A 19,219-nucleotide genomic window follows, 5' to 3' on the forward strand; every position below is an offset into this window, starting at 1 on the left:
GCGTTCCCTGGCCGGTGCCTTACTTCGCCTTCACGCGGCGCACGTGCTCTTCGAGCTCGGAGAACGACGGGCGCTCGGTGGAAAACAGCACCTTGCGGCCGAACTCCACGGCGATGGCGGGCGCGTAGCCGTTCAGGCTCGCGAGGATCGTCACCTTGATGCACTGGAACATCTTGGTCGATTCGGCCACGCGCTGTTCCGCGACGCTCGCGAGCGGGCTGATGAGACCATACGAAAGCAGAATGCCGAGGAACGTGCCGACGAGCGCCTGGGCGATCATCTCGCCGAGAATCGCGGGCGGCTTGTCGGCCGAGGCCATGGTGTGGACGACGCCCATCACGGCGGCCACGATGCCGAACGCGGGCATGGCGTCGCCCACCTTGGAGAGCGCATGCGCGGGGGCCTCGCCCTCGTGGTGGTGCGTTTCGATTTCCTCGTCCATGAGGCTTTCGATCTCGAAAGCGTTCATGTTGCCGCCCACCATGAGGCGCAGGTAATCGGTAAGGAATTCGACGATGTGCTTGTCGGCGAGAATCTTCGGGTACTGCGTGAAGAGCGGGCTCTTCATCGGATCGTCGATATCCGCCTCGAGCGTGAGCGTGCCTTCCTTGCGCGCCTTCGCGAGCAGGACGTAGAGGAGCGCGAGCAGCTCCATGTAGACGTCCTTGTTGTATTTCGAGCCCTTGAAGAGCGTCGGGACAACGCGCAGCGTCGACTTGATCGTCTTGATGCCGTTGCCGAGAATGAACGCACCGAGGCCCGCGCCGCCGATCATCAGCAGTTCCATCGGCTGCATCATGGCCCCGAGATGACCGCCCTCGAGCGCGTAACCGCCGAAGACGGACAGAATCGTCACGAGTACTCCCACGAAAATCAGCACAGCTGGGTCCTCACTAAAAGTGCCGTGAGCCGCCATCGGCCCGCGTCCTTAGCTGGTTTACGGCATCGGTCCGAAAAACTTTGGGATTGAGGGCCGCCAAGGTCCCGCCCCAGGGGAGTGCCTGGGTTCGGGCAAAGCGCCATGACGGAGCCCCGCATTCGGGGCTCGATCGCAAGGGCGGCGGGGGCGGGCGGCCAAACGGGCGAAATCGCCCTTCAGCCCGCCACCGCAAGGGCTTCGCTGCTGCGGCGGGTGCGGCCCGCGCGCGAAGGCGGCTGGCACAGCCCGCAGACGAAGCCGCGCTGCGGGTCGTGAGCGTGCGCGACGAAGTGGCCCCCGCAACGGCTGCACGGCGTGAGCTGCAGGAGGCCCGAGGCAAAATAGCGCACGAGCGTCCATGCCCGCGTGAGACTGAGCGCCGGCTCTTCGCCCTGCAGCTGCAGATGCTCGAGATAGAGCCGGTAGCTCTTCACGATCGCGGAACCGGCTCGCAGCGCGCCTGCCGGCTCATGAACAGAAACGTGTTGTAAAACAGCGAGGAATGGACGTTGGGCTGCCAGGTCATGAACCAGTCCGTCGAGAACGGCAGCATGCCCTTCGGCGGCGACTCCCCCTTCACTTCCTTGTAGAGCCGGATCAACCGGTCGCGCGAGAGCGAGGTTTCCGCTTCGAGCAGTTGCAGCCGTGCGCCTAGCTCGATCAGCTCGATCGCCAGCGCGATCTCCTTGACCTCGTGCACCACGCTCTTTGTTGCCATAGCCCCCCGATCGTTGCCGGAAATGATTCCGCCCGGCGCGCACGGGCCGGGCGTGGGTGAAGCCGCCGCGAAGCGCGCGCCGGGCGCGGCAGGGCAGCGGCCGTGTCAGTCGATTTGTGCGACGGGCTGACCCGCCATCAGGATGGCGGTATGCGTTTGCGCGGACTTGCCCTTGTCGGCCAGCGCGCTGAGGATGGCGTGATCGTCGAACCGGAAGCGGCACAGCACCTGGTTCGATGCGGCGAGCCGGACGGTTTGTGCCAGCGTCAGGCTGGCGAGGACCTCGGCGAGCTGCTCCGAGATCCCCATGCGGAACATGCCCGTCGACTTGTCGTCGCGCAGCAGGCGTTGCGCGAGCAACAGGTACGACAGGTTCACTTCCTTGATCTCGCTGAGCATGTCGCTATGCGTCGTCGCGCTCATGGATTCCCCCGAATTCGAATCGGCTGGTCAGGCCGGTTGCGGAAACGTTTGCTCGGTCGCATCCAGAAGGCTGTGGCAAATCTGGGCGAACGACCCGTTTTGTGGTCATCACCGCATTGTGGCCAGGCCGGGCACAACTGGAAATTGGACGGACACCGCGACGATTTGCAAGAAATCGCCTCGCAACCGTGTAGGAATTTTTCTGACAACAGAGGGATGGGAGGAGGGGCGAGCAGATTCGCTATTTATTTCGCATAAGCGGCCTTGCCATGCGCGAATTATAAGATGTTTTCATTTCCCTGTAATACGTGCGTGTTCGATGCGGCGCGCCGGGCACGCCACTTGCGCATGGGCGCCATCCCGACCCGGTGCGCGGGCGAAGAAGTCCCTGTACACGCATGTTTCCCGCTGTAACAACGCTTAAGCGATTGAAAAAGGACTCGTCACGGCGAGTCAGATCTTCATAATCGAAGTCAGGGATAACCCGGTGCCGCGCGCCCATCCGTATTGCACGCGCACTTGCCATTATTTTGTATGGGATCCGCGTAAGGTTTTGCACCAACGCGGGTCGACAGGAGATCGAACCAATGCGAATCGCACAAATTGCGCCTCTGTACGAAGCAGTCCCGCCGAAGCTTTACGGCGGCACGGAACGCGTCGTGTCCTATCTGACCGAAGCGCTCGTCGACCTCGGTCACGATGTGACGTTGTTCGCGAGCGGCGATTCGGTCACCGCGGCGACGCTCGAAGCGGCCTGGCCGCGCGCGCTCAGGCTCGACCCGACCGTGCGCGACGCGCTTGCGCCTCACGTCGTGCTGATGGAGCGCGTGCGCCGCATGGCGCACGAGTTCGACGTGCTGCACTTCCACCTCGACTATCTGCCGTTCCCGCTCTTCTCGACGCTGGACACGCCGTTCGTCACGACGCTGCACGGCCGGCTCGACCTGCCCGAACTGCAGCCCGTGTTCGACTCGTTCCCGCAAGCGCCGGTGATCTCGATTTCGGATTCGCAGCGCCAGCCGCTCAAGCAGGCCAACTGGCAGAACACGATCTACCACGGCCTGCCCGAGAACCTGCTCACGCCGCAACGTCACCGCAAGCCCGAGTACCTGGCGTTCCTCGGCCGCATCTGCCCGGAAAAGCGCGTGGACTCCGCCATCCGCATCGCCGCGCTCGCCGGCCTGCCGCTGAAGATTGCCGCCAAGGTGGACAAGGTGGACCGCGAGTATTTCAAGACCGAGATCGAGCCGCTGCTTTCGGAGGCTCACGTCGAGTTCGTCGGCGAGATCGACGAAGCGCAGAAGCCCGAATTCCTTTCGGGGGCGAAAGCCCTGCTCTTCCCGATCGACTGGTCGGAGCCGTTCGGCCTCGTCATGATCGAGGCCATGGCCTGCGGCACGCCGGTCATCGCTTTCAACCGCGGATCGGTGCCCGAAGTGATCGAGCCGGGCGTAACGGGCTTTATCGTGGAAGACGTGCAAAGCGCGGTCGGCGCACTACAAAATATCAATTCGCTTTCACGCGAAACGATTCGCGCGCGGTTCGAGAGCCGCTTCACTTCGCATACGATGGCCCGCAATTACGTCGATACCTATACCGCTCTGATCGAAGCGGAACGCCGTCCGGTGCTGCGTCGCGTTGCCGCAGCCGGATAGTCCCGGATAGTCCGCTTGCCGGCGGTCGGCGCGCAAATTTGCGATAAACGCCGACGAATGCACCGTGTGTATCGTTTGCGCGCACGCCATTTGCGCAATTACGGGATGCACTTAAAAAAAGAGCCGCGTGGCGTCACGCGGCTCTTTCTGCTTCTATCGCAAATAGCGCGTCAGGCGATCTGATAGCGCTCACGATTCTTCCCTGCGATCCACTTGGGCGGCTTGCCGCGCCCGCTCCAGGTTGCCCCGGTCTTGGGATCCTGATAGCGCGGCGGCAGCGGCGCCTTCTTGGGCGGGCGCCCGCGCCGGGCGACCGCCGCGAACCCGAGATCCTGGGCGGTAAGCCCGTACTCGGCAATCTTCGCGCGGATCGTGTTGATCACATCCGCCAGCTCGGTGCGCCGCGCGTCTTCGGCCTGAGCCTGAAGCTTCGCGATCTGGGCTTTAAGTTCTGAATATTGCGACATTCCTCCCCCCTTTGTCGAACGAGTCAGTTCGAGAAGAGATTAGACGTAAATATTGGAATTAGCAATCACGATTAATACTTCTTTATCGGGACAATTCCGGTATTTAGCGATTGTCATCTATGGTGAAATGGCTCGTCCATAGCGCGAAATAATTCGGTCAATAGCGTCGGAATTGACAATTCTTCACACCCGCCCATCAGTTGACTGCCTAGAATCTGGCGCGTGGCAGAATCGGACTTTTTCCTGCCACTTCAATTCGACTTTTTGAGGTGTCAGAAGATGCACTTATCCAAACGACTTATGGCCGAAATGTTCGGCACTTTCTGGCTCGTGCTGGGCGGCTGCGGCAGCGCCGTGCTGGCAGCGAGCTTTGCGGGCCCGGTTCACGGGCTCGGTATCGGCTTCGTCGGAGTGGCGCTTGCATTCGGCCTGACCGTGCTGACCATGGCATACGCCATCGGTCATATTTCGGGCTGCCATCTGAATCCCGCCGTGAGCGTGGGCCTCACGGTAGCCGGCCGGTTTCCGGCGCGCGACCTGCTGCCGTACATCGTCGCGCAGGTGATCGGCGCCATCATCGCCGCCTTCGTGCTGGCCCAGATCGCCACGGGCAAACCCGGCTTCGATCTCGTGGCAAGCGGCTTCGCGACGAACGGCTATGGCGAACACTCGCCGGGCCACTACTCGATGGCGGCGGCCTTCCTGTGCGAAGTCGTGATGACGGGCTTCTTCCTCTTCGTGATTCTCGGCGCCACCGACGAGCGCGCGCCCGCCGGTTTCGCGCCGATCGCGATCGGCCTGTGCCTCACGCTGATCCACCTGATCTCGATCCCGGTCACCAACACCTCGGTCAATCCCGCCCGCTCGACCGGGCCCGCGCTTTTCGTCGGCGGCGAAGCGGTCTCGCAACTCTGGCTCTTCTGGCTCGCGCCGATCGTGGGCGCCGTCATCGCCGGCATCGTCTATCCGGCTATCGCAGGCGCGGCTACGCGCACGGCGGGTAAAGCATCGCTGCAAGCGTAAGACGGAGCAGCCCGGCCGCGCTGCTAGAATCGGGCGACCTATCGACCTCCACCGTTCAAGGTCCGCCTCATGAAGCGTTCACGAATCTGGCTTGCTCGCACGGCGTCGAGCCTCGCACTGGTGAGCGCCTGCGCGCACGCGGCCGACAACGCTGCTTCAACGGCGGCGACGGCGGCCACAGCGGCGGTGGCCGCAGACAATCTCGAAACGTTGGTGTTCGTGCGTCACGGTGAAAAGCCCGCGGCCGGCCTCGGCCAGCTTAGCTGCAAAGGCCTGAACCGGGCGCTCGCATTGCCGGCCGTGATCGCGGCGAAGTACGGCAAGCCCGACGCCATCTATGCGCCCGATCCGGGCGAGCAAAAGAACGACAGCGGCAAGCCGTACTACTACGTGCGCCCGCTCGCGACCATCGAGCCTACGGCGATCCAGTTCGGCCTGCCGGTAGCCACGCCGTATGGTTACTCGCAGATCGACAAACTCGGCGGCGCGCTCGTCGATCCGAAATGGCGCAACCGCATCGTGCTGGTTGCCTGGGAACACCGCGAGATCGAGGAACTCGTGCGCCAGATCGTGGTAGCGCATGGCGGCGACGCAGCCGACGTGCCGAAGTGGAAAAGCGCCGACTTCGACAGCATCTACGTGCTGCGCATCGACTGGAGCAGCGCGACGCCGCGCGTGCGCTTCGCGCGCGAACGCGAGGGGCTGGACGGCCGCTCCGACGATTGCCCGTGCGCGACCTTGCCCGGCACCCAGTAACGGCGGCGCGAGCTTACGGCTCGAGTTCGTCGCCGAGCGCGAAGAGCTTGCGCAGATGATGCGCGACGCCCGCCTCGAAGTTGTTGCCGATGCGCGGCACCGAAGGCAGGCGGGCGATGAGATCGGGATTCGCATTGTTCATCATGAACGGATGGCCTGCTGTTTCGAGCAGGTCGATGTCGTTCATGTTGTCGCCGAACGCGACGCAACCCGCCGCGGCCGCACCGAGCCGATCCAGCACGACGTTCAGCGCCCGGCCCTTCGAAACGCCGGCCGTCATCACTTCCAGGCAGTCGGGCAGCGAGTAGGTGACGTAGAGCGCGTCGCCGAACTCCGCTTCGAGACGTCGCGAGATGTGCGCGAGGTCTGCCGGATCGCCGATATAGAGCGCCTTGGCGACACCCACGCCGTCGTGCGCGCGCAGGTCGGTGACGTGGTACGTGAATCCCGAATCCTGATGGAAGGCGAGCAGTTCCGGCGCATCGCGGTCGATGAGCCAGGAATCGTCGGAAAACAGGCTGACGATGACGCGGCCATGCCCGCCTGTCACCTCCGGCGAAACGAGGCGTTGAACGACCGGCTCGGGCAGATTGCGCGCGTGAATCAACGTGTCGTCGGGCGCATGCACGCGCGCGCCGTTCGAGGTGATCAGATACGGGCGGATCCCCAGTACGTCGCGAATCCCTGCGACATCGCAATAGTGGCGCCCCGTCGCAATGACGAATTGCAAGCCCTGAGCGTCGAGCCGGCGGAGCGTGGCAACCGTGAAAGGATCGAGCTGGTGATCCGAATTGAGCAGCGTGCCGTCTAGATCGGTTGCGATGACCTGGTACATGGGACAAATGCCAACAGCGGAACAAGAAACGATAGATCGTAGCATTTGCGCGCGGACACTGCGCCACGAGCCGCCGTGAACAATGAGCCGACTCGCGCGCAAAATCACGGCCCGTTTGCGTAATCTTGCCTGGCCGCTATTGGCCGCAACGGGCGGCGGCGAGCCGTGCAGCCTCGCGCCGGGCCAGCGTGAGTGCGCCGCTGGTGGAGTCGGCCAGCGGCGCGCGGAGGCGTTCACGCACGGCCTGCGGCACCCATTCGCGCAACGGCTGGCCAAGCCCGCCGCACAATGCGGCCGGCAGCGTGGCAGTGGGATCGAGAGCGAGGACGAATTGCGCGACGGCTTCGCCCGCCTCGGCCAGCAGTTTGGCAACGAAGGGATGCTCGCGATGGGCGAGCACCACCGGTGCGAGACTCGCGTAGGCGGTTTGATTGGCTGCGCATAGCCAAACGATGAGGCTGTCGCGATCCGTTGCGTTGGCATGCGCGAGCAACGCCTGGGCAAAGGCGTCCAGCGGCGCGCGGCCGTCGAGCGCCATCTGCGCCCAGGTGATGGCGCGCAGGCCGAACCAGGCGCCGCTCGCCTCGTCACCGGAGGGGAAGCCGAAACCGCCCGCAATGCGGCACGCGCCCGCCGCATCGAGCACCGCCGCTACGCTGCCGGTGCCGAGTGCGACGATCACGCCCGCTTCGCCGCCATGCGCGCCAAGCAGCGTGGTATAGGCATCGCTCTCCACCGCGAGGCCTGCCACCGGCGGCGCCTGCTCGCGAAACGGGGCGAGCCAGTCGGGATTGTTCACGCCCGCGAGCCCGCAGCCGAGCACGCAGCGCGACCAGTCGAACGCGAGGCCCGCCTCTTCGAATGCGGCGCGGCATCCCGCCTCGATGGACGCCCAGGCGCTTGCGATGCCAAGGCCGAGCCCGGACGGACCCGCGGCGGCGCGCGCCAGTTCCATACCGTTCGCGTCGCCGAGCGCGACGCGCGTGCCGGTGCCGCCGCCGTCCACGCCAATGAGCCAGGTCGATGTCTGCATGATGATGAGCGCCGCGCCGTGCGCGCGACGGGTGATGATGGATCGTGCCGCAGAGACTAACGGGTCTGCGGCATTCGCACAATTGGCCGGATGGCCAGGTGGCGGCGAACTCGCTATCCGCTATGCTGGCAGGGCCCGACCGAACTGTATGGACCGAACCCAAGGCAAGGAGAGAGCCGTGACGCACCGCTGCAACTGGGCGACGACCGAATCGCTCGCGCATTACCACGACACCGAATGGGGCGTGCCTTCGCGCGACGACCAGCACCTCTACGAAATGCTCGTGCTGGAGGGTGCGCAGGCCGGCCTGTCATGGTCCACGATCCTCAACAAGCGCGAGGGGTACCGGCGTGCGTTTGCGGGCTTCGACATCGAAAAGGTCGCGCGCTTCACGCCCGGGCACGTCGAAACGCTGATGCAGGACGCGGCGATCGTGCGCAACCGGGCCAAGATCGAGGCGGCGATTCTGAACGCGCGCGCCGTGCAGCAGATCCAGGCCGAGCACGGTTCGCTCGCGAAGTTCATCTGGTCGTTCGTGGACGACACGCCCATTCAGAACGACTGGCCGTCGTATCGCGACGCGCCGGCTTCCACCGAAATTTCGGACACGCTCAGCAAAGCGCTGAAGAAGTACGGCTGCAAATTCGTGGGAACAACAATCTGTTATGCATTCATGCAGGCCGTGGGCATGGTCAACGACCACGAGCGCGACTGCATGTGCCGCGCAGGATGCGCCGCCCACGGCAAGAAACGGCGAGCGACAAGCAAGGCTTGAATGCGCCGCGCGCCAGGCAATTCAGCCGGTGCCGCCGAAAAGCGGCAGTCGGGAAGCGGCAATCGAAAAACACCGGCACAAACAACATCTGCACAAACGCAAACGGCGGCGCAGCTTCCGGGGAAGCATGCGCCGCCGTCTGGCGGAAAAGCGCGAAAGAAGCTTAGTGGAGCTTCTTCGGCAGCATCTGGCTGCGCAGGCGCTTGTGCAGGCGCTTCACTGCAGCGGCCTTCTTGCGCTTGCGAACGGCCGTCGGCTTTTCGTAAGACTGACGCTCACGCAGCTCGGCGATCAGGCCATTCTTTTCGATTGCACGGCGGAAGCGGCGGATGGCCACTTCAAACGGCTCGTTTTCCTTCAGAAGAATCGTCGTCATGTATTTCCTAACTCAATCGTTTGATACGGTTCAAAGGCGCAAGCGTCAATCGCTCGCGCACCGGCCCTCCGGTCGTTCGCCACATTGGGGGCGCAACGAAAGGCAAGGCGGCCACGGAGGCCGGAAAAGAGAAGTAGGGGGTTCACTGCGGAACGCGACCAGGCTTACCTTGCAGCTTCACGCCTGACCGCCGGTTTGCGGCCGCCAACAGTAACGAACACGGCAACAAAACAGGCAAACATCTCAATTCACTCTCAATGATATCAGGAAACGATCTTGCCGGCCACACTTTCTTGATTCTGCTCAGGCACTTGCGTGCCTGAGCCCATGCTCGGTGTTCGAGTGCCATTTATCAGAGGATAGGGGCGGGTGGTTGCTTGCCACCGAGCACCATCGCACATCAGGCGCTGGCGTCGTTGAGCGCCTGGATATCCGCCGGATCGAGCTTCAGGTGCACGGCGGCCGCGAGGCTCTGCACCTGTTCGAGCGAGGTCGCGCTGGCGATCGGCGCGGTGATGCTGGGCCGCGCGATGAGCCACGCCAGCGCCACCGCCGCCAGCGTGGCGCCGTGGCGCTGCGAAACGTGATCGAGCGCCGCGAGAATGCGCACGCCGCGGTGATCCAGATACTTCTCCACCCGCGAACCGCGCGCGCTCTTCGCCAGATCCTCGCGCGAGCGGTACTTGCCGGAAAGGAAGCCGCTCGCGAGGCTGTAGTACGGCACGACCGCAATCTGCTGGGCGAGCGCCACCGGCTCGATGTCGGCTTCGTAATGCGCGCGGTCATACAGGTTGTATTCGGGCTGAATGATCTGATACGCCGGCAGCTCCGATTTGCGCGACACCGCAAGGGCTTCTTCCAGGCGTGCGCCGCTGTAGTTCGAAGCACCGATCACGCGCACCTTGCCGGCTTCGATGAGCCGCTGGTACGCGGCGAACGTCTCGTCGAACGGCACCTTCTGATCGTCTTCATGCGAGAAATACACGTCGATGTAATCGGTCTGCAGACGGCGCAGCGAATCCTCCACGGCCACCGCGATATTGGCGGCCTTCAGGCCCGGCCGGCGCGGGTCCTTCGCCACTTTCGTTGCGATCACCACTTTCTCGCGCTTACCGCTTTTCGCGAGCCACTTGCCGATGATCGTTTCCGATTCGCCGCCCTGGTTGCCCGGCACCCACGCCGAATAGACGTCGGCGGTATCGATGAAATTGAGGCCGGCGTCGGTGAAGGCGTCGAGGATCGAGAACGAGGTGGCTTCATCGGCGGTCCAGCCGAACACGTTGCCGCCGAACATGAGGGGCGCGACCTGCAAGGCCGACGTGCCGATCCTGCGTAGTTCCATGATTTCTCCAATGACAGGGGCGAGATTGAAGATATCGAGCATACGCTGGACCTGCCCCGCGTGCAGGGCGCCCGGATGCGCTACATCGCACCCGCGCCGAACGTTTCGGCACACGCCTTGCGCACTGCGCCGACGAGCGCGGGCCAGCCGCCGGCCTGCGTTTGCCGGAACACGCGCACCGTGCCGGGATACCACGGAGAATCGTCGCGCCCGTGCAGCCAGCGCCAGTCCACGTCGTGTCCGGGCAGCATCACCCAGCAGGGCTTGCCGAGCGCGCCGGCAACATGCGCCGTGGAGGTGTCGACGCAGATGACGAGATCGAGTTGCGAAACCACCGCCACGGTATCGGCGAAGTCCTGCAGTTCAGCGCCGAGGTTCAGCAGCGGCTGGCTCGCGGGAGGCGACTGCGCCTCGTCTTCGCCCTGCCCCTTCTGCAGGCTCACGAAGTTGAGACCCGGCACGGTCCAGAGCCGCGCGAACGTGGCGAGCGACGGCGCCGATCGATGGGCGTCGTTGTGATGGCGCGGATTGCCCTTCCACACGAAGCCGATGCGGGGCCCCGGCGGCAGCGTGTCGAGCCGCTCGCGCCAGTGCGCCTGCAATGCCGGCTCGGGCTTGAGCCAGACCGCGTCGGGAATGGTGTCGAGCGTCGTGCCCATGTGCAACGGGACGCTCATGAGGCTCGTCCAGCAATCGAATCCGGCGGACTTCTCCAGGGCTTCGCTGTGATCCATTACGCCTTCGACGGATTCGTGCGCCGCGAAGATCCGGTTCAGTTCGCGGCGGCAGCCGACCTCGATGCGCGCCGCGCCGCTTGCCTTGAGCAGGGGCAGGTAGCGGCCGAACTGCAGCATGTCGCCAAGACCATCCTCCTGCCAGATCAGCAGGCTGCGCCCCGCCAGCGGCTCGCCGCGCCACTGCGGGCACTTCAGCATCTTGCCGCTGGCGTGGTGGATGAAACCGGGCCGCTCGTAGCGCGCCTCGTAGAGCGGCCAGCCCTCCTCGAAGCGGCCCGTGGCCAGCAACAGCACAGCCAGACCGAAGCGGGCGTCGCCGTAGTTGGGATTGAGCGTCAGCGCCGCGCGCGACGCGATCTCGGCTTCGGAAATCCGGCCCAGCTCCTTCATCACGCTGCCGAAGTTGTGCCAGGCCTCGGCCAGGTCCGGGCGCAGCGCGATCGCCCGGCGAAACGCTTCGGCCGCCTCTTCGTAGCGATTGAGGGCATGCAGCACGCAGCCGAGATTGTTGTGCGCCTCGACGAAGTCGGACTGGTGCCGCAAAGCCTGCCCGTAGGCGCTCGCGGCCTCGGCCAGGCGATTCTGCGCCTGCAGCGCGGTGCCCAGGCGGTAGTGCGTCTGAGCGTGGTCGGGGCGCAGCTCGAGCACCTGGCGATACGCGTGCTCGGCCTCGGGAAAGCGCTTGAGCGCGGCGAGCACGAGGCCAAAACCGCCGAGGACTCCGGCGTGGTCCGGGCGCAGCGTCACGGCCAGCCGGTAGGTCCGCTCGGCTTCTGCGAGGCGGCCCGTCGCCCGCAAGATATCGCCGAGCTGACTCAGCGCCTCGAAATGGCGAGGGGAAATCGCGAGCGCCTGCCGCCAGGCGGCCTCCGCCTCCGCGATGCGCCCGCGCGACTTGAGCAAGATGCCGAGATGATGGTGCGCGTCGACGAAATCGGGCTTGATCTCCACGCACCGCCACCAGAAGGCCAGGGCATCGTCCTGGCGGTCGAGACCCAAGGCGGCGATGGCCGCGATGTTCAACGTCCGGGCGAGCGCGCCCGCGTCCGGCTCGGCGTCCCGAGGGGCGTCCCTGGTGGCGTCTTTCGGGGCATCGAGCAAAAGCTGGAGCAGCGCGAACGCCTCGGCGAACTGGCCGGCGAAGCAGAGCGTCAGCGCCTGCTGCTGGCGCTCGGGAAGGGAAAGGTCGGGCGTTGGGAGCACGGAAACTGGGCGGAGGGTTGATCCATGGCCTGGGCGCGCCGCCTTGCCGGCACCCCGCGCGGCGAGGCGAGCCCACGATGAAGCTTACGACGCAGCCGCGCCGGGCCATGGGCGGAAAAGCGCAGACTCCGCGCGCCTATTCGCACGATTCCGGGAGCCGCGAACCATTGGCAACGGCAAAAGGCGCAGCCCCCTCGCGAGCGAATTTCCATGCAGGAGGCATTTGCGCACGCGGAAACAGCCGCCACAGCGCGCCCGGATAAACGTCCGATCAATATTTTCCTCAAGTTTTCCGGCGGGTACGCCGACAACCAGGAAAGCGGCAGACAACACGCCCGCGTTTCTGCCCTGTTCAACATGATGATTCTGTACCCATCCGGGAGAGAGTAATGCTCACCATTAGCAGCAACGTCAATTCGCTGATCGCTCAGGAAAACCTGAACAGCTCGGGTAGCGCGCTGACCCAGGCAATCACGCGCCTGTCGTCGGGCAAGCGCATCAACAGCGCAGCAGACGATCCCGCCGGTCTCGCCATCTCCACCACGCTGCAATCGTCGATCAACGGTCTGACGCAAGGCGTGTCGAACGCGAACGACGCAGTGTCGATGGTCGAAACGGCCAGCACGGGCCTGAGCCAGATCACGACCAGCCTGCAGACCATCGGCCAGCTCGCCGACGAGTCGGCTGCCGGCACGCTCTCGTCGACCAACCAGGCCGCGCTGCAACAGGAAGTTGCGCAGCAAGTCGACGAAATCAACCGCCTCTCCTCGCAGACGACGTACAACGGCATCAACCTGCTGAACGGCACGGCCGGCAACGTTTCGGTGCAGATCGGCGCGGACGTCGGTCAAACGATCTCGATCAACCTGAGCCAGGGCGTTTCGGCCGCTTCGATCGGTAGCGGCGCTGTGTCGTCGGGCACGGTGGTGGGCTCGGTCAGCGGCCTCGACCTGACCTCGACGGGCGCGGCAAACTCGTCCGGCGGCGCAGGCGCGATCACGACGATCAACGTCGTTGCGAACGGCACGGGCGGTTTCACGTACACCGACCAGAACAACCAGGCCATCAGCAGCTCGGTCGCGGCTTCGCTGTTCACGGTCACGGGCTCGCCGAACGGCATCTCGACCATCAGCCTGACGTCGGGCGCTGGCAACGGCCTGAGCCTCAACAACGAACTGGGCGCCATCAACGCCGCAACCGGCAGCGCCGCGGGACTCCCGACGACGGCAGGCACGGTGTACGGCACGCTGTCGGGCCTCGATATCAATCCGACGACGGGCAGCACGGCCTCGGCCGGCACGGCCAATGCCATCACCTCGATCACGGTCGAATCCAACGGTGCGGGCGGCTACTCGTTCTTCGACCAGAACGGCAACCAGCTCAGCAGCACGGCTGCAAGCGCCATCTTCGGCAGCACGGCGACCGCCAGCACGTCGACTGCGCTTGCATTTAGTGCCACCCCGTACAGCACGATCTACGGTAGCGCTTCCACGGGCGGCGGCACGTCGACGGCCAGCGCAAACGATCCGACGGCGCTGCAGTCGATCAACTACCTGAACCAGCCGTCGTCGATCGCCAACGTCGACGTCAGCACGACGATGGGTGCGAACCTCGCGATCGAATCGGTCAACAACGCGCTTGCCTCGATCAACAACATCCAGGCAACGCTCGGCGCAGTGCAGAACCGTCTGACCGACATCTCGACGTCGCAGCAAGCAGAGTCGACCGACCTGTCGAGCGCGAACTCGCAGATCATCGACGCGAACTACGCTCAGGAAACGGCGAACTACACGGCCGCATCGGTCGCGCAGCAAGCGGGTATCTCGGTGCTCGCGCAGGCAAACTCGCAGCCGCAACAAGTGCTCTCGCTGCTGCAGAACCTGTAACAGGAAGTCGTAGCATGTAGTACCAGGCGCGCCGCGGAGCATTTACGCGGCGCGCCCTTGTCGTTTTATTCGGCCAACATGCTGGTCGTATCGTCGAGCGCCAGTACGGAGTTTCTCCATGACCACCATCAGCGGAACCACCTCGTCCACCTCCAGCACCAGTTCCGGGACCACCACGACCGCCGCGCAGGCCGCCGCATCGGCCCAGGCCGCCGCCGCCGCCGCGCTCAAGACAGCGGCCGAGTCGATCATCGGCCAGGGAACCGGCGACAGTTCGCTGGACGTCTCGACGCTCGTCTCGGCGCTCGTCACCTCGAAGGTCGCCGGGCAGACGGCCGAACTGAGCGCGCAGGAAGCCACCGACAACGCGCAGATTTCCGCGTTCGGTCAGTTGCAGTCCTCGCTCTCCAACCTGCAGACCGCGATCCTGCCGCTCTACAGCGGCGCGATGCTGACGGCCTACTCGGCCACGACGAGCGGCACCGGCATCACGGCCTCGGCCGGCATCACCGCCGTCGCGGGCACGTATTCGGTCGACGTCACGCAACTCGCCACCGCGCAAAGCCTCACCTCGAGCGCCTTCACCACGTCGTCCGCCGCCGATGTCGGCACGGGCAGCCTGACGGTCGCGGTGGGCAGCAACTCGATGACGCTCAACATCACGTCGTCGGACGAAAGCCTGAGCGGCATTGCGTCGGCGATCAACACGGCCGACAACAATCCGGGCGTCACGGCCTCGGTCGTCACCGGCGCCAGCGGCCAGTATCTCGTCCTCACGGCCGACTCCACGGGCGCGGCCAATACGATCACGATCACGCCCGGCGCGGGTGCGAGCTCCGGGCTCCAGAGCCTCCAGTACCCGCCGGCAAGCTCGACGGGTTCGTCGAGCTCGACGATGTGGACCCAGACGTCCGCCGCGCAGAACGCCGACCTGACGGTGAACGGCGTCAGCGCAACCAGCGCAAGCAACACGGTCACGGGCGTCATCACGGGCGTGACGCTGAATCTGACCGCGGCGGGTGTGGACACGAGCAAGAGCGGCACCGGGGCGCAGACGCTCACGGTCACGGCCGACACCTCGACCGAAATCTCGGACATCAGCAATTTCGTGACGGCGTACAACTCGCTCGTCAGCACGATGGGCACGCTGACCGCGTACAGCCCCTCGAGCTCGACGTCGAGTTCGAGTTCGACCACCGGCCCGCTGATCGGCAACTCGCTCGTCAACTCGCTGCGCAATGCGCTCGGCAACATCGTGGGCAGCAGCGTGTCGAGCAGCGGCACGAAGGGCACGCTCGCGTCGCTCGGCATCACGCTGAACAACGACGGCACGCTGTCGCTCGACACGACCACGCTCGATTCGACGGTCGCCAGCAATCCCGCCATGGTGCAGTCGCTGTTCAACCTGTCGACCGGCTTCGGGGCGCAGCTCAACAAGACGATCACGCCGTACACGCAAACCGACGGCCTGATCGACTCCAGCGTCAGCGGCCTGACGAGCAACCTTGACAGCCTGACTACGCAGACCAACAATCTGACCGCCTATTCGAACGAACTCACCTCGCAGTACGAGTCGCAGTTCACCGCGCTGGATGTGCTGATGACCAGTTCGAACCAGAGCGAGCAATACCTGACCTCGCTGTTCGGCAACTCGAACAGCGCGGGCGCGTACTCCAGCAGCTCGAAGTAACCAGAGAAAGAAGGACGCCATGGCCGAATCGCACGCTCATGCCGATCAGACCCAGTTGGTGAACCAGGTCTACGAGCTGACGCTCGAGATCGAGACAGCGGTACAACTGTCCGACTGGCAGCGTGCGGCGCGGCTCGCGCTCGAACGCTCGCCCATGGTGCATGCGATCACGGCCGTCCAGTCCCCCGCGGCGCTCGCGCTGATCCGCGCCATTCAGGCCTTCGACGCGGCAAGGGTCGAAACGGCGCGCGCAGCGCGGGAGGCGCTGGCCCGCTCGTACCAACAGGCCTGGACCTCCGTGGGCGCCGCGCAGCAATATCAGCGCGTAGCCCGGTTTTTCTAGTCCGCCGCTCCGTCCCCCTCTCCCGCCTCGCCGGACCTCTTCGCCCGCGCCCCGCCGCGGGCGGCGAACAAGAGGCCGATCCCCCTTCTGCTTGACCAATCGCCGCCCCGGCGTCCCGCATAGACTGCATGCTGGAAGAATGCGGGCGCTCGCGCCACGCCGCCGATACGCAAGCCGAGGGAAACCCATGACCATCGAAGCCGAGCTGCAACAGGCCATCGCGCACCACAACGCCAACCGGATCGAGCAGGCCGGGCAGCTCTATCACGCCATCCTCTCGTCCGAACCCGACCATCCGGACGCGAACCACAATTTCGGCGTTCTCCTGCTGCAGAAGGGCGATGTCACGGGAGGCCTGAGTCATTTGCAGGCCGCCGTTTCGGCCGCGCCGGAGCGGCGCAATTTCTGGGTCAACTACGTCAACGTGCTGACCATGAGCGGCCGGCAGGAAGAGGCACAGCGCGCCAGCGCAGCCGCGAGGGAACACGGCTTCGTCATCGGCACGGCGGGCGCCGCCGCGCCTGCCGCAACACCGGAAACGCCGGAGCCCCTCGAAGCGCTCGCGCAGCAAGGCCGCCACGACGAAGCCGAGGCGCTGGCCCGGCAACGGGTCGAGGGCAACCCGGACGACGCGCTCGCATGGAAAACGCTGGCCTACGCGCAGTTGCGGCGCGGCGATCTCTCCCGTGCGCTCGGCCCGCTGGAAGAAGCCGCGAGGCTCCTGCCGAACGACGCGGAACTCGACCGGCACCGCTACGCGGCGCGGGCGATGCACGACGGACTGGCACTCGAAGCCTGCCATGAGTACGCCGAGGCCGCCCAGCGCTTTCAGGCCGTGGTCGACACGTATCCCGACCACCCCGACGCGAACCACCGCCTCGGCGCCATGGCGATCCACCTGTGTCACCCCGAGGACGCCATCCCGCTGATCGAGAAGGCCATCGGCATCAACCCCAATAATCTGCAGTACTGGGCGCACTACATCGACGCCCTGCTCCAGGCCGACCGCGTGAGCGCCGCCTGGCTGGCGCTGAACATGGCGCAGAAGCGTGGCCTGGCCGGCCCGCAGATCGACAAGCTGATCAGCCTCATGACCTTCGTGTCCACCGGGCAGCTACTCAAGGTTCCGCGCCCGATCCCCGCCGCAGGCGCAAGCGCAGCGGCCGACGCGCCGGCGGGTTCGGACGAGGCCGCGGCGCACACTACGCCCGCCGAGGCCGATCTGCGTTTGTCGCCCGAGGACGAACAGCACCTGCACGAGCTTGTGAAGCTGTACAACGCCGGCGACATGGAAACCGTGCTGAAGCAGGCACAAGCCGTTGCGCGCCGTCTTCCGCGGCATCCCTTCCCGGGCAAGGTCCTGACGCTGACCTACCACCGCCTCGGCCAGTACGATGTCGCGCTCGAGAACGGGCTGAAGACGCTCGAACTCTCGCCCGACGATCCCCAGGTACTGCTGATCGTCGCCGGCCTGTATCAGGTGCGCCACAACATGCGCGAAGCGGCGCGCCACTGCGAGCGGCTGGTGAAGCTGGCGCCGGGAAACAGCGAGGCGCTGCGCCTGATGGGCGTGATCAAGGTCGATCTCGGCGAGCTCGACGAAGCCGAGCGCCTGGGCCGCCTCGCGATCGACATCCAGCCAGGCGCACTGGCTTACAACTCGCTCGGCGTGGCGCTGATGAAGCAAGGCAGGCTCGACGAGGCCGGGGAACTGTTCCGCCGCAGCAGCGAACTCGATCCCGACGCACCGCTCCCCTACCATAATTTCGCCTTCTGCTCGACGCACAGCGAGAAGCTCACGCCGCAGGAAATATTCGGCGTCCATCGGCGCTTCTCCGCGCACTTCGAGGCGCCGCTCAAGCCGCGCTGGCAGCCGCACGACAACAGCCGCGACCCCGAACGTCCGCTGCGGATCGGCTTCATCTCCGGCGATTTTTGCCATCACGCCGTGGCCAGTTTCATCGAGCCCGTGCTCGGTCCGCTCGGCCGCGATCCCGGCCTGTCGCTGCATGCCTACTCGAACACCAGCATCATCGACGAAGTCACGCCCCGGCTGCGCGCCCAGTTCTCGACCTGGACCGATATCGTCGGCATGGACAACCGCAGGGTGGCCGAGCAGATCCGCCGCGACGGCATCGACATCCTGATCGATCTCGCCGGCCACACGGCCAGCAACAGCCTGCTCGCGCTTGCCTACAAGCCGGCGCCCATCCAGGCTTGCTGGATCGGTTATCCGGGTACGACCGGCCTCGACGCCGTCGATTATTTTCTCGCCGACCGCTTCTGGGTGCCGCCCGCCCAGTTCCGCGATCAGTTCACCGAACAGATTGTCTATCTGCCCGCGCTCGCGCCCTTCGAACCCGAGCGGCTGTCGCCGCCCGTCAATCTGTTGCCGGCCTTGCACAACGGCTACGTGACCTTCGGCAGCTTCAACCGCCTCGACAAGCTGCGCCGCGACGTGATCGGCCTGTGGGCGAAGCTGCTGCGTGCCTTGCCCGATTCCCGGCTCATGATCGGCGCCATGCCGACCGACGGCAGCACCGGCAAGGTGGCGGACTGGTTCGCGGAGGAAGGCATCGCGAGCGAGCGCATCGACTACAAGCCGCGCTCGAGCGTGCCCGTGTTCCTGCAGCAGCACCATTTCGTCGACATCTGTCTCGACAGCTTCCCGTTCTCGGGTCTCACCACGGCGCTGCACTCGCTCTGGATGGGCCTGCCCACCGTGACGCTGCCGTCGCACACCGTACCGGGCCGCAGCGGCCTGACCGCGATGTCGCACGCGGGCCTGACCCAGTGCGTCGCCACCGACGAGGATGACTACGTGCGCAAGGCCGTTGCGCTCGCATCGGATCTGCCGGCGCTCGCCGCGCTGCGCACCGGCATGCGCGAGCGCTGCGCCGGCACGCCGATGTTCCAGCCCGAGCGGATCGCGGAGAGCGTGAGCCGCGCGCTGCGCACCATGTGGCGCCGCTGGTGCGCGAACCTGCCCGCCGAGTCGTTCGAGGTCGAGCCGAGCGACAAGCCGTAAAGGAAATCGA

General features: G+C 65.3%; 17 protein-coding genes and 1 pseudogene. 9 read left to right on the forward strand and 9 right to left on the reverse strand.

The window, feature by feature from the left end; translation table 11 throughout:
* Positions 1-19: 19 nt before the first annotated feature.
* The 3 genes and pseudogenes from motA to flhD all read right to left on the reverse strand — a co-directional run bounded on the left by motA (position 20) and on the right by flhD (position 2,060).
* The gene (motA, locus tag BAC01S_RS00615) at positions 20-880 is read right to left on the reverse strand and encodes a flagellar motor stator protein MotA (protein WP_027793026.1); all 861 of its coding nucleotides are present in this window, start codon (positions 878-880) and stop codon (positions 20-22) included.
* A 215-nt stretch (positions 881-1,095) separates the two neighbouring features.
* Positions 1,096-1,637, reverse strand: a pseudogene (flhC, locus tag BAC01S_RS29865) (flagellar transcriptional regulator FlhC).
* A gap of 105 nt (positions 1,638-1,742) precedes the next feature.
* On the reverse strand, positions 1,743-2,060 hold the full coding sequence (gene flhD, locus BAC01S_RS00625; protein ID WP_027793027.1) for a flagellar transcriptional regulator FlhD: 318 nt from the start codon (positions 2,058-2,060) through the stop codon (positions 1,743-1,745).
* Positions 2,061-2,647: 587 nt separating this feature from the next.
* Between flhD and BAC01S_RS00630 the strand changes: the two genes are divergently transcribed.
* Positions 2,648-3,715, forward strand: coding sequence for a glycosyltransferase family 4 protein (locus BAC01S_RS00630; protein WP_027793028.1), 1,068 nt, complete (start codon positions 2,648-2,650; stop codon positions 3,713-3,715).
* A gap of 170 nt (positions 3,716-3,885) precedes the next feature.
* Here the strand turns inward: BAC01S_RS00630 and BAC01S_RS00635 are convergent, their stop codons facing one another.
* The gene (locus BAC01S_RS00635; protein ID WP_027793029.1) at positions 3,886-4,182 is read right to left on the reverse strand and encodes an H-NS histone family protein; all 297 of its coding nucleotides are present in this window, start codon (positions 4,180-4,182) and stop codon (positions 3,886-3,888) included.
* Between the two features lie 279 nt (positions 4,183-4,461).
* Between BAC01S_RS00635 and aqpZ the strand changes: the two genes are divergently transcribed.
* Together aqpZ and BAC01S_RS00645 are read left to right on the forward strand one after the other, a co-directional pair.
* Entirely contained in the window at positions 4,462-5,205 is a 744-nt protein-coding gene (gene aqpZ / locus BAC01S_RS00640; RefSeq protein WP_027793030.1) for an aquaporin Z, read from the forward strand.
* A gap of 69 nt (positions 5,206-5,274) precedes the next feature.
* Complete coding sequence (locus BAC01S_RS00645; protein ID WP_245616452.1) at positions 5,275-5,961, forward strand: histidine phosphatase family protein; 687 nt, start codon at positions 5,275-5,277, stop codon at positions 5,959-5,961.
* Positions 5,962-5,974: 13 nt separating this feature from the next.
* On the opposite strand, the gene BAC01S_RS00650 is transcribed toward BAC01S_RS00645, so the two are convergent.
* Positions 5,975-6,796 (reverse strand): Cof-type HAD-IIB family hydrolase, encoded by an 822-nt coding sequence (locus BAC01S_RS00650; RefSeq protein ID WP_027793032.1) that lies wholly within the window; start codon positions 6,794-6,796, stop codon positions 5,975-5,977.
* Positions 6,797-6,932: 136 nt separating this feature from the next.
* A complete protein-coding gene (locus BAC01S_RS00655; protein WP_027793033.1) occupies positions 6,933-7,829 on the reverse strand; it encodes a BadF/BadG/BcrA/BcrD ATPase family protein in 897 nt (298 codons plus the stop codon).
* 148 nt (positions 7,830-7,977) lie between these two features.
* Between BAC01S_RS00655 and BAC01S_RS00660 the strand changes: the two genes are divergently transcribed.
* Positions 7,978-8,604, forward strand: a complete 627-nt coding sequence (locus BAC01S_RS00660) for a DNA-3-methyladenine glycosylase I (protein ID WP_043200685.1) — start codon at positions 7,978-7,980, stop codon at positions 8,602-8,604.
* A gap of 163 nt (positions 8,605-8,767) precedes the next feature.
* On the opposite strand, the gene rpsU is transcribed toward BAC01S_RS00660, so the two are convergent.
* The 3 genes from rpsU to BAC01S_RS29870 form a co-directional block, all read right to left on the reverse strand.
* Entirely contained in the window at positions 8,768-8,980 is a 213-nt protein-coding gene (gene rpsU / locus BAC01S_RS00665) for a 30S ribosomal protein S21 (RefSeq protein ID WP_006401410.1), read from the reverse strand.
* Positions 8,981-9,380: 400 nt separating this feature from the next.
* Complete coding sequence (locus BAC01S_RS00670; protein ID WP_027793035.1) at positions 9,381-10,322, reverse strand: aldo/keto reductase; 942 nt, start codon at positions 10,320-10,322, stop codon at positions 9,381-9,383.
* Between the two features lie 80 nt (positions 10,323-10,402).
* Positions 10,403-12,262 (reverse strand): tetratricopeptide repeat protein, encoded by a 1,860-nt coding sequence (locus BAC01S_RS29870; protein WP_043200687.1) that lies wholly within the window; start codon positions 12,260-12,262, stop codon positions 10,403-10,405.
* Positions 12,263-12,472: 210 nt separating this feature from the next.
* On the opposite strand from BAC01S_RS29870, the gene BAC01S_RS35330 reads away from it, so the two are divergent.
* From BAC01S_RS35330 to BAC01S_RS29875, 5 genes are all read left to right on the forward strand, one after another.
* Positions 12,473-12,652, forward strand: a complete 180-nt coding sequence (locus BAC01S_RS35330) for a hypothetical protein (RefSeq protein WP_027793036.1) — start codon at positions 12,473-12,475, stop codon at positions 12,650-12,652.
* On the forward strand, positions 12,652-14,148 hold the full coding sequence (locus BAC01S_RS00685; protein ID WP_027793037.1) for a flagellin N-terminal helical domain-containing protein: 1,497 nt from the start codon (positions 12,652-12,654) through the stop codon (positions 14,146-14,148). The genes BAC01S_RS35330 and BAC01S_RS00685 overlap by 1 nt, the downstream gene beginning before the upstream one ends.
* A 118-nt stretch (positions 14,149-14,266) precedes the next feature.
* Positions 14,267-15,838 carry a flagellar filament capping protein FliD gene (fliD, locus tag BAC01S_RS00690; RefSeq protein ID WP_043200690.1) on the forward strand — a complete coding sequence of 524 codons (1,572 nt, stop codon included), beginning with the start codon at positions 14,267-14,269 and terminating at the stop codon, positions 15,836-15,838.
* Positions 15,839-15,857: 19 nt separating this feature from the next.
* Positions 15,858-16,181, forward strand: coding sequence for a hypothetical protein (locus BAC01S_RS00695; protein ID WP_027793039.1), 324 nt, complete (start codon positions 15,858-15,860; stop codon positions 16,179-16,181).
* A gap of 187 nt (positions 16,182-16,368) precedes the next feature.
* The gene (locus tag BAC01S_RS29875; RefSeq protein WP_052408659.1) at positions 16,369-19,209 is read left to right on the forward strand and encodes an O-linked N-acetylglucosamine transferase family protein; all 2,841 of its coding nucleotides are present in this window, start codon (positions 16,369-16,371) and stop codon (positions 19,207-19,209) included.
* Positions 19,210-19,219: the final 10 nt, after the last annotated feature.

It is taken from the genome of Paraburkholderia acidipaludis NBRC 101816, from assembly GCF_000684975.1.
GTDB classification, from domain to species: Bacteria; Pseudomonadota; Gammaproteobacteria; order Burkholderiales; family Burkholderiaceae; genus Paraburkholderia; species Paraburkholderia acidipaludis.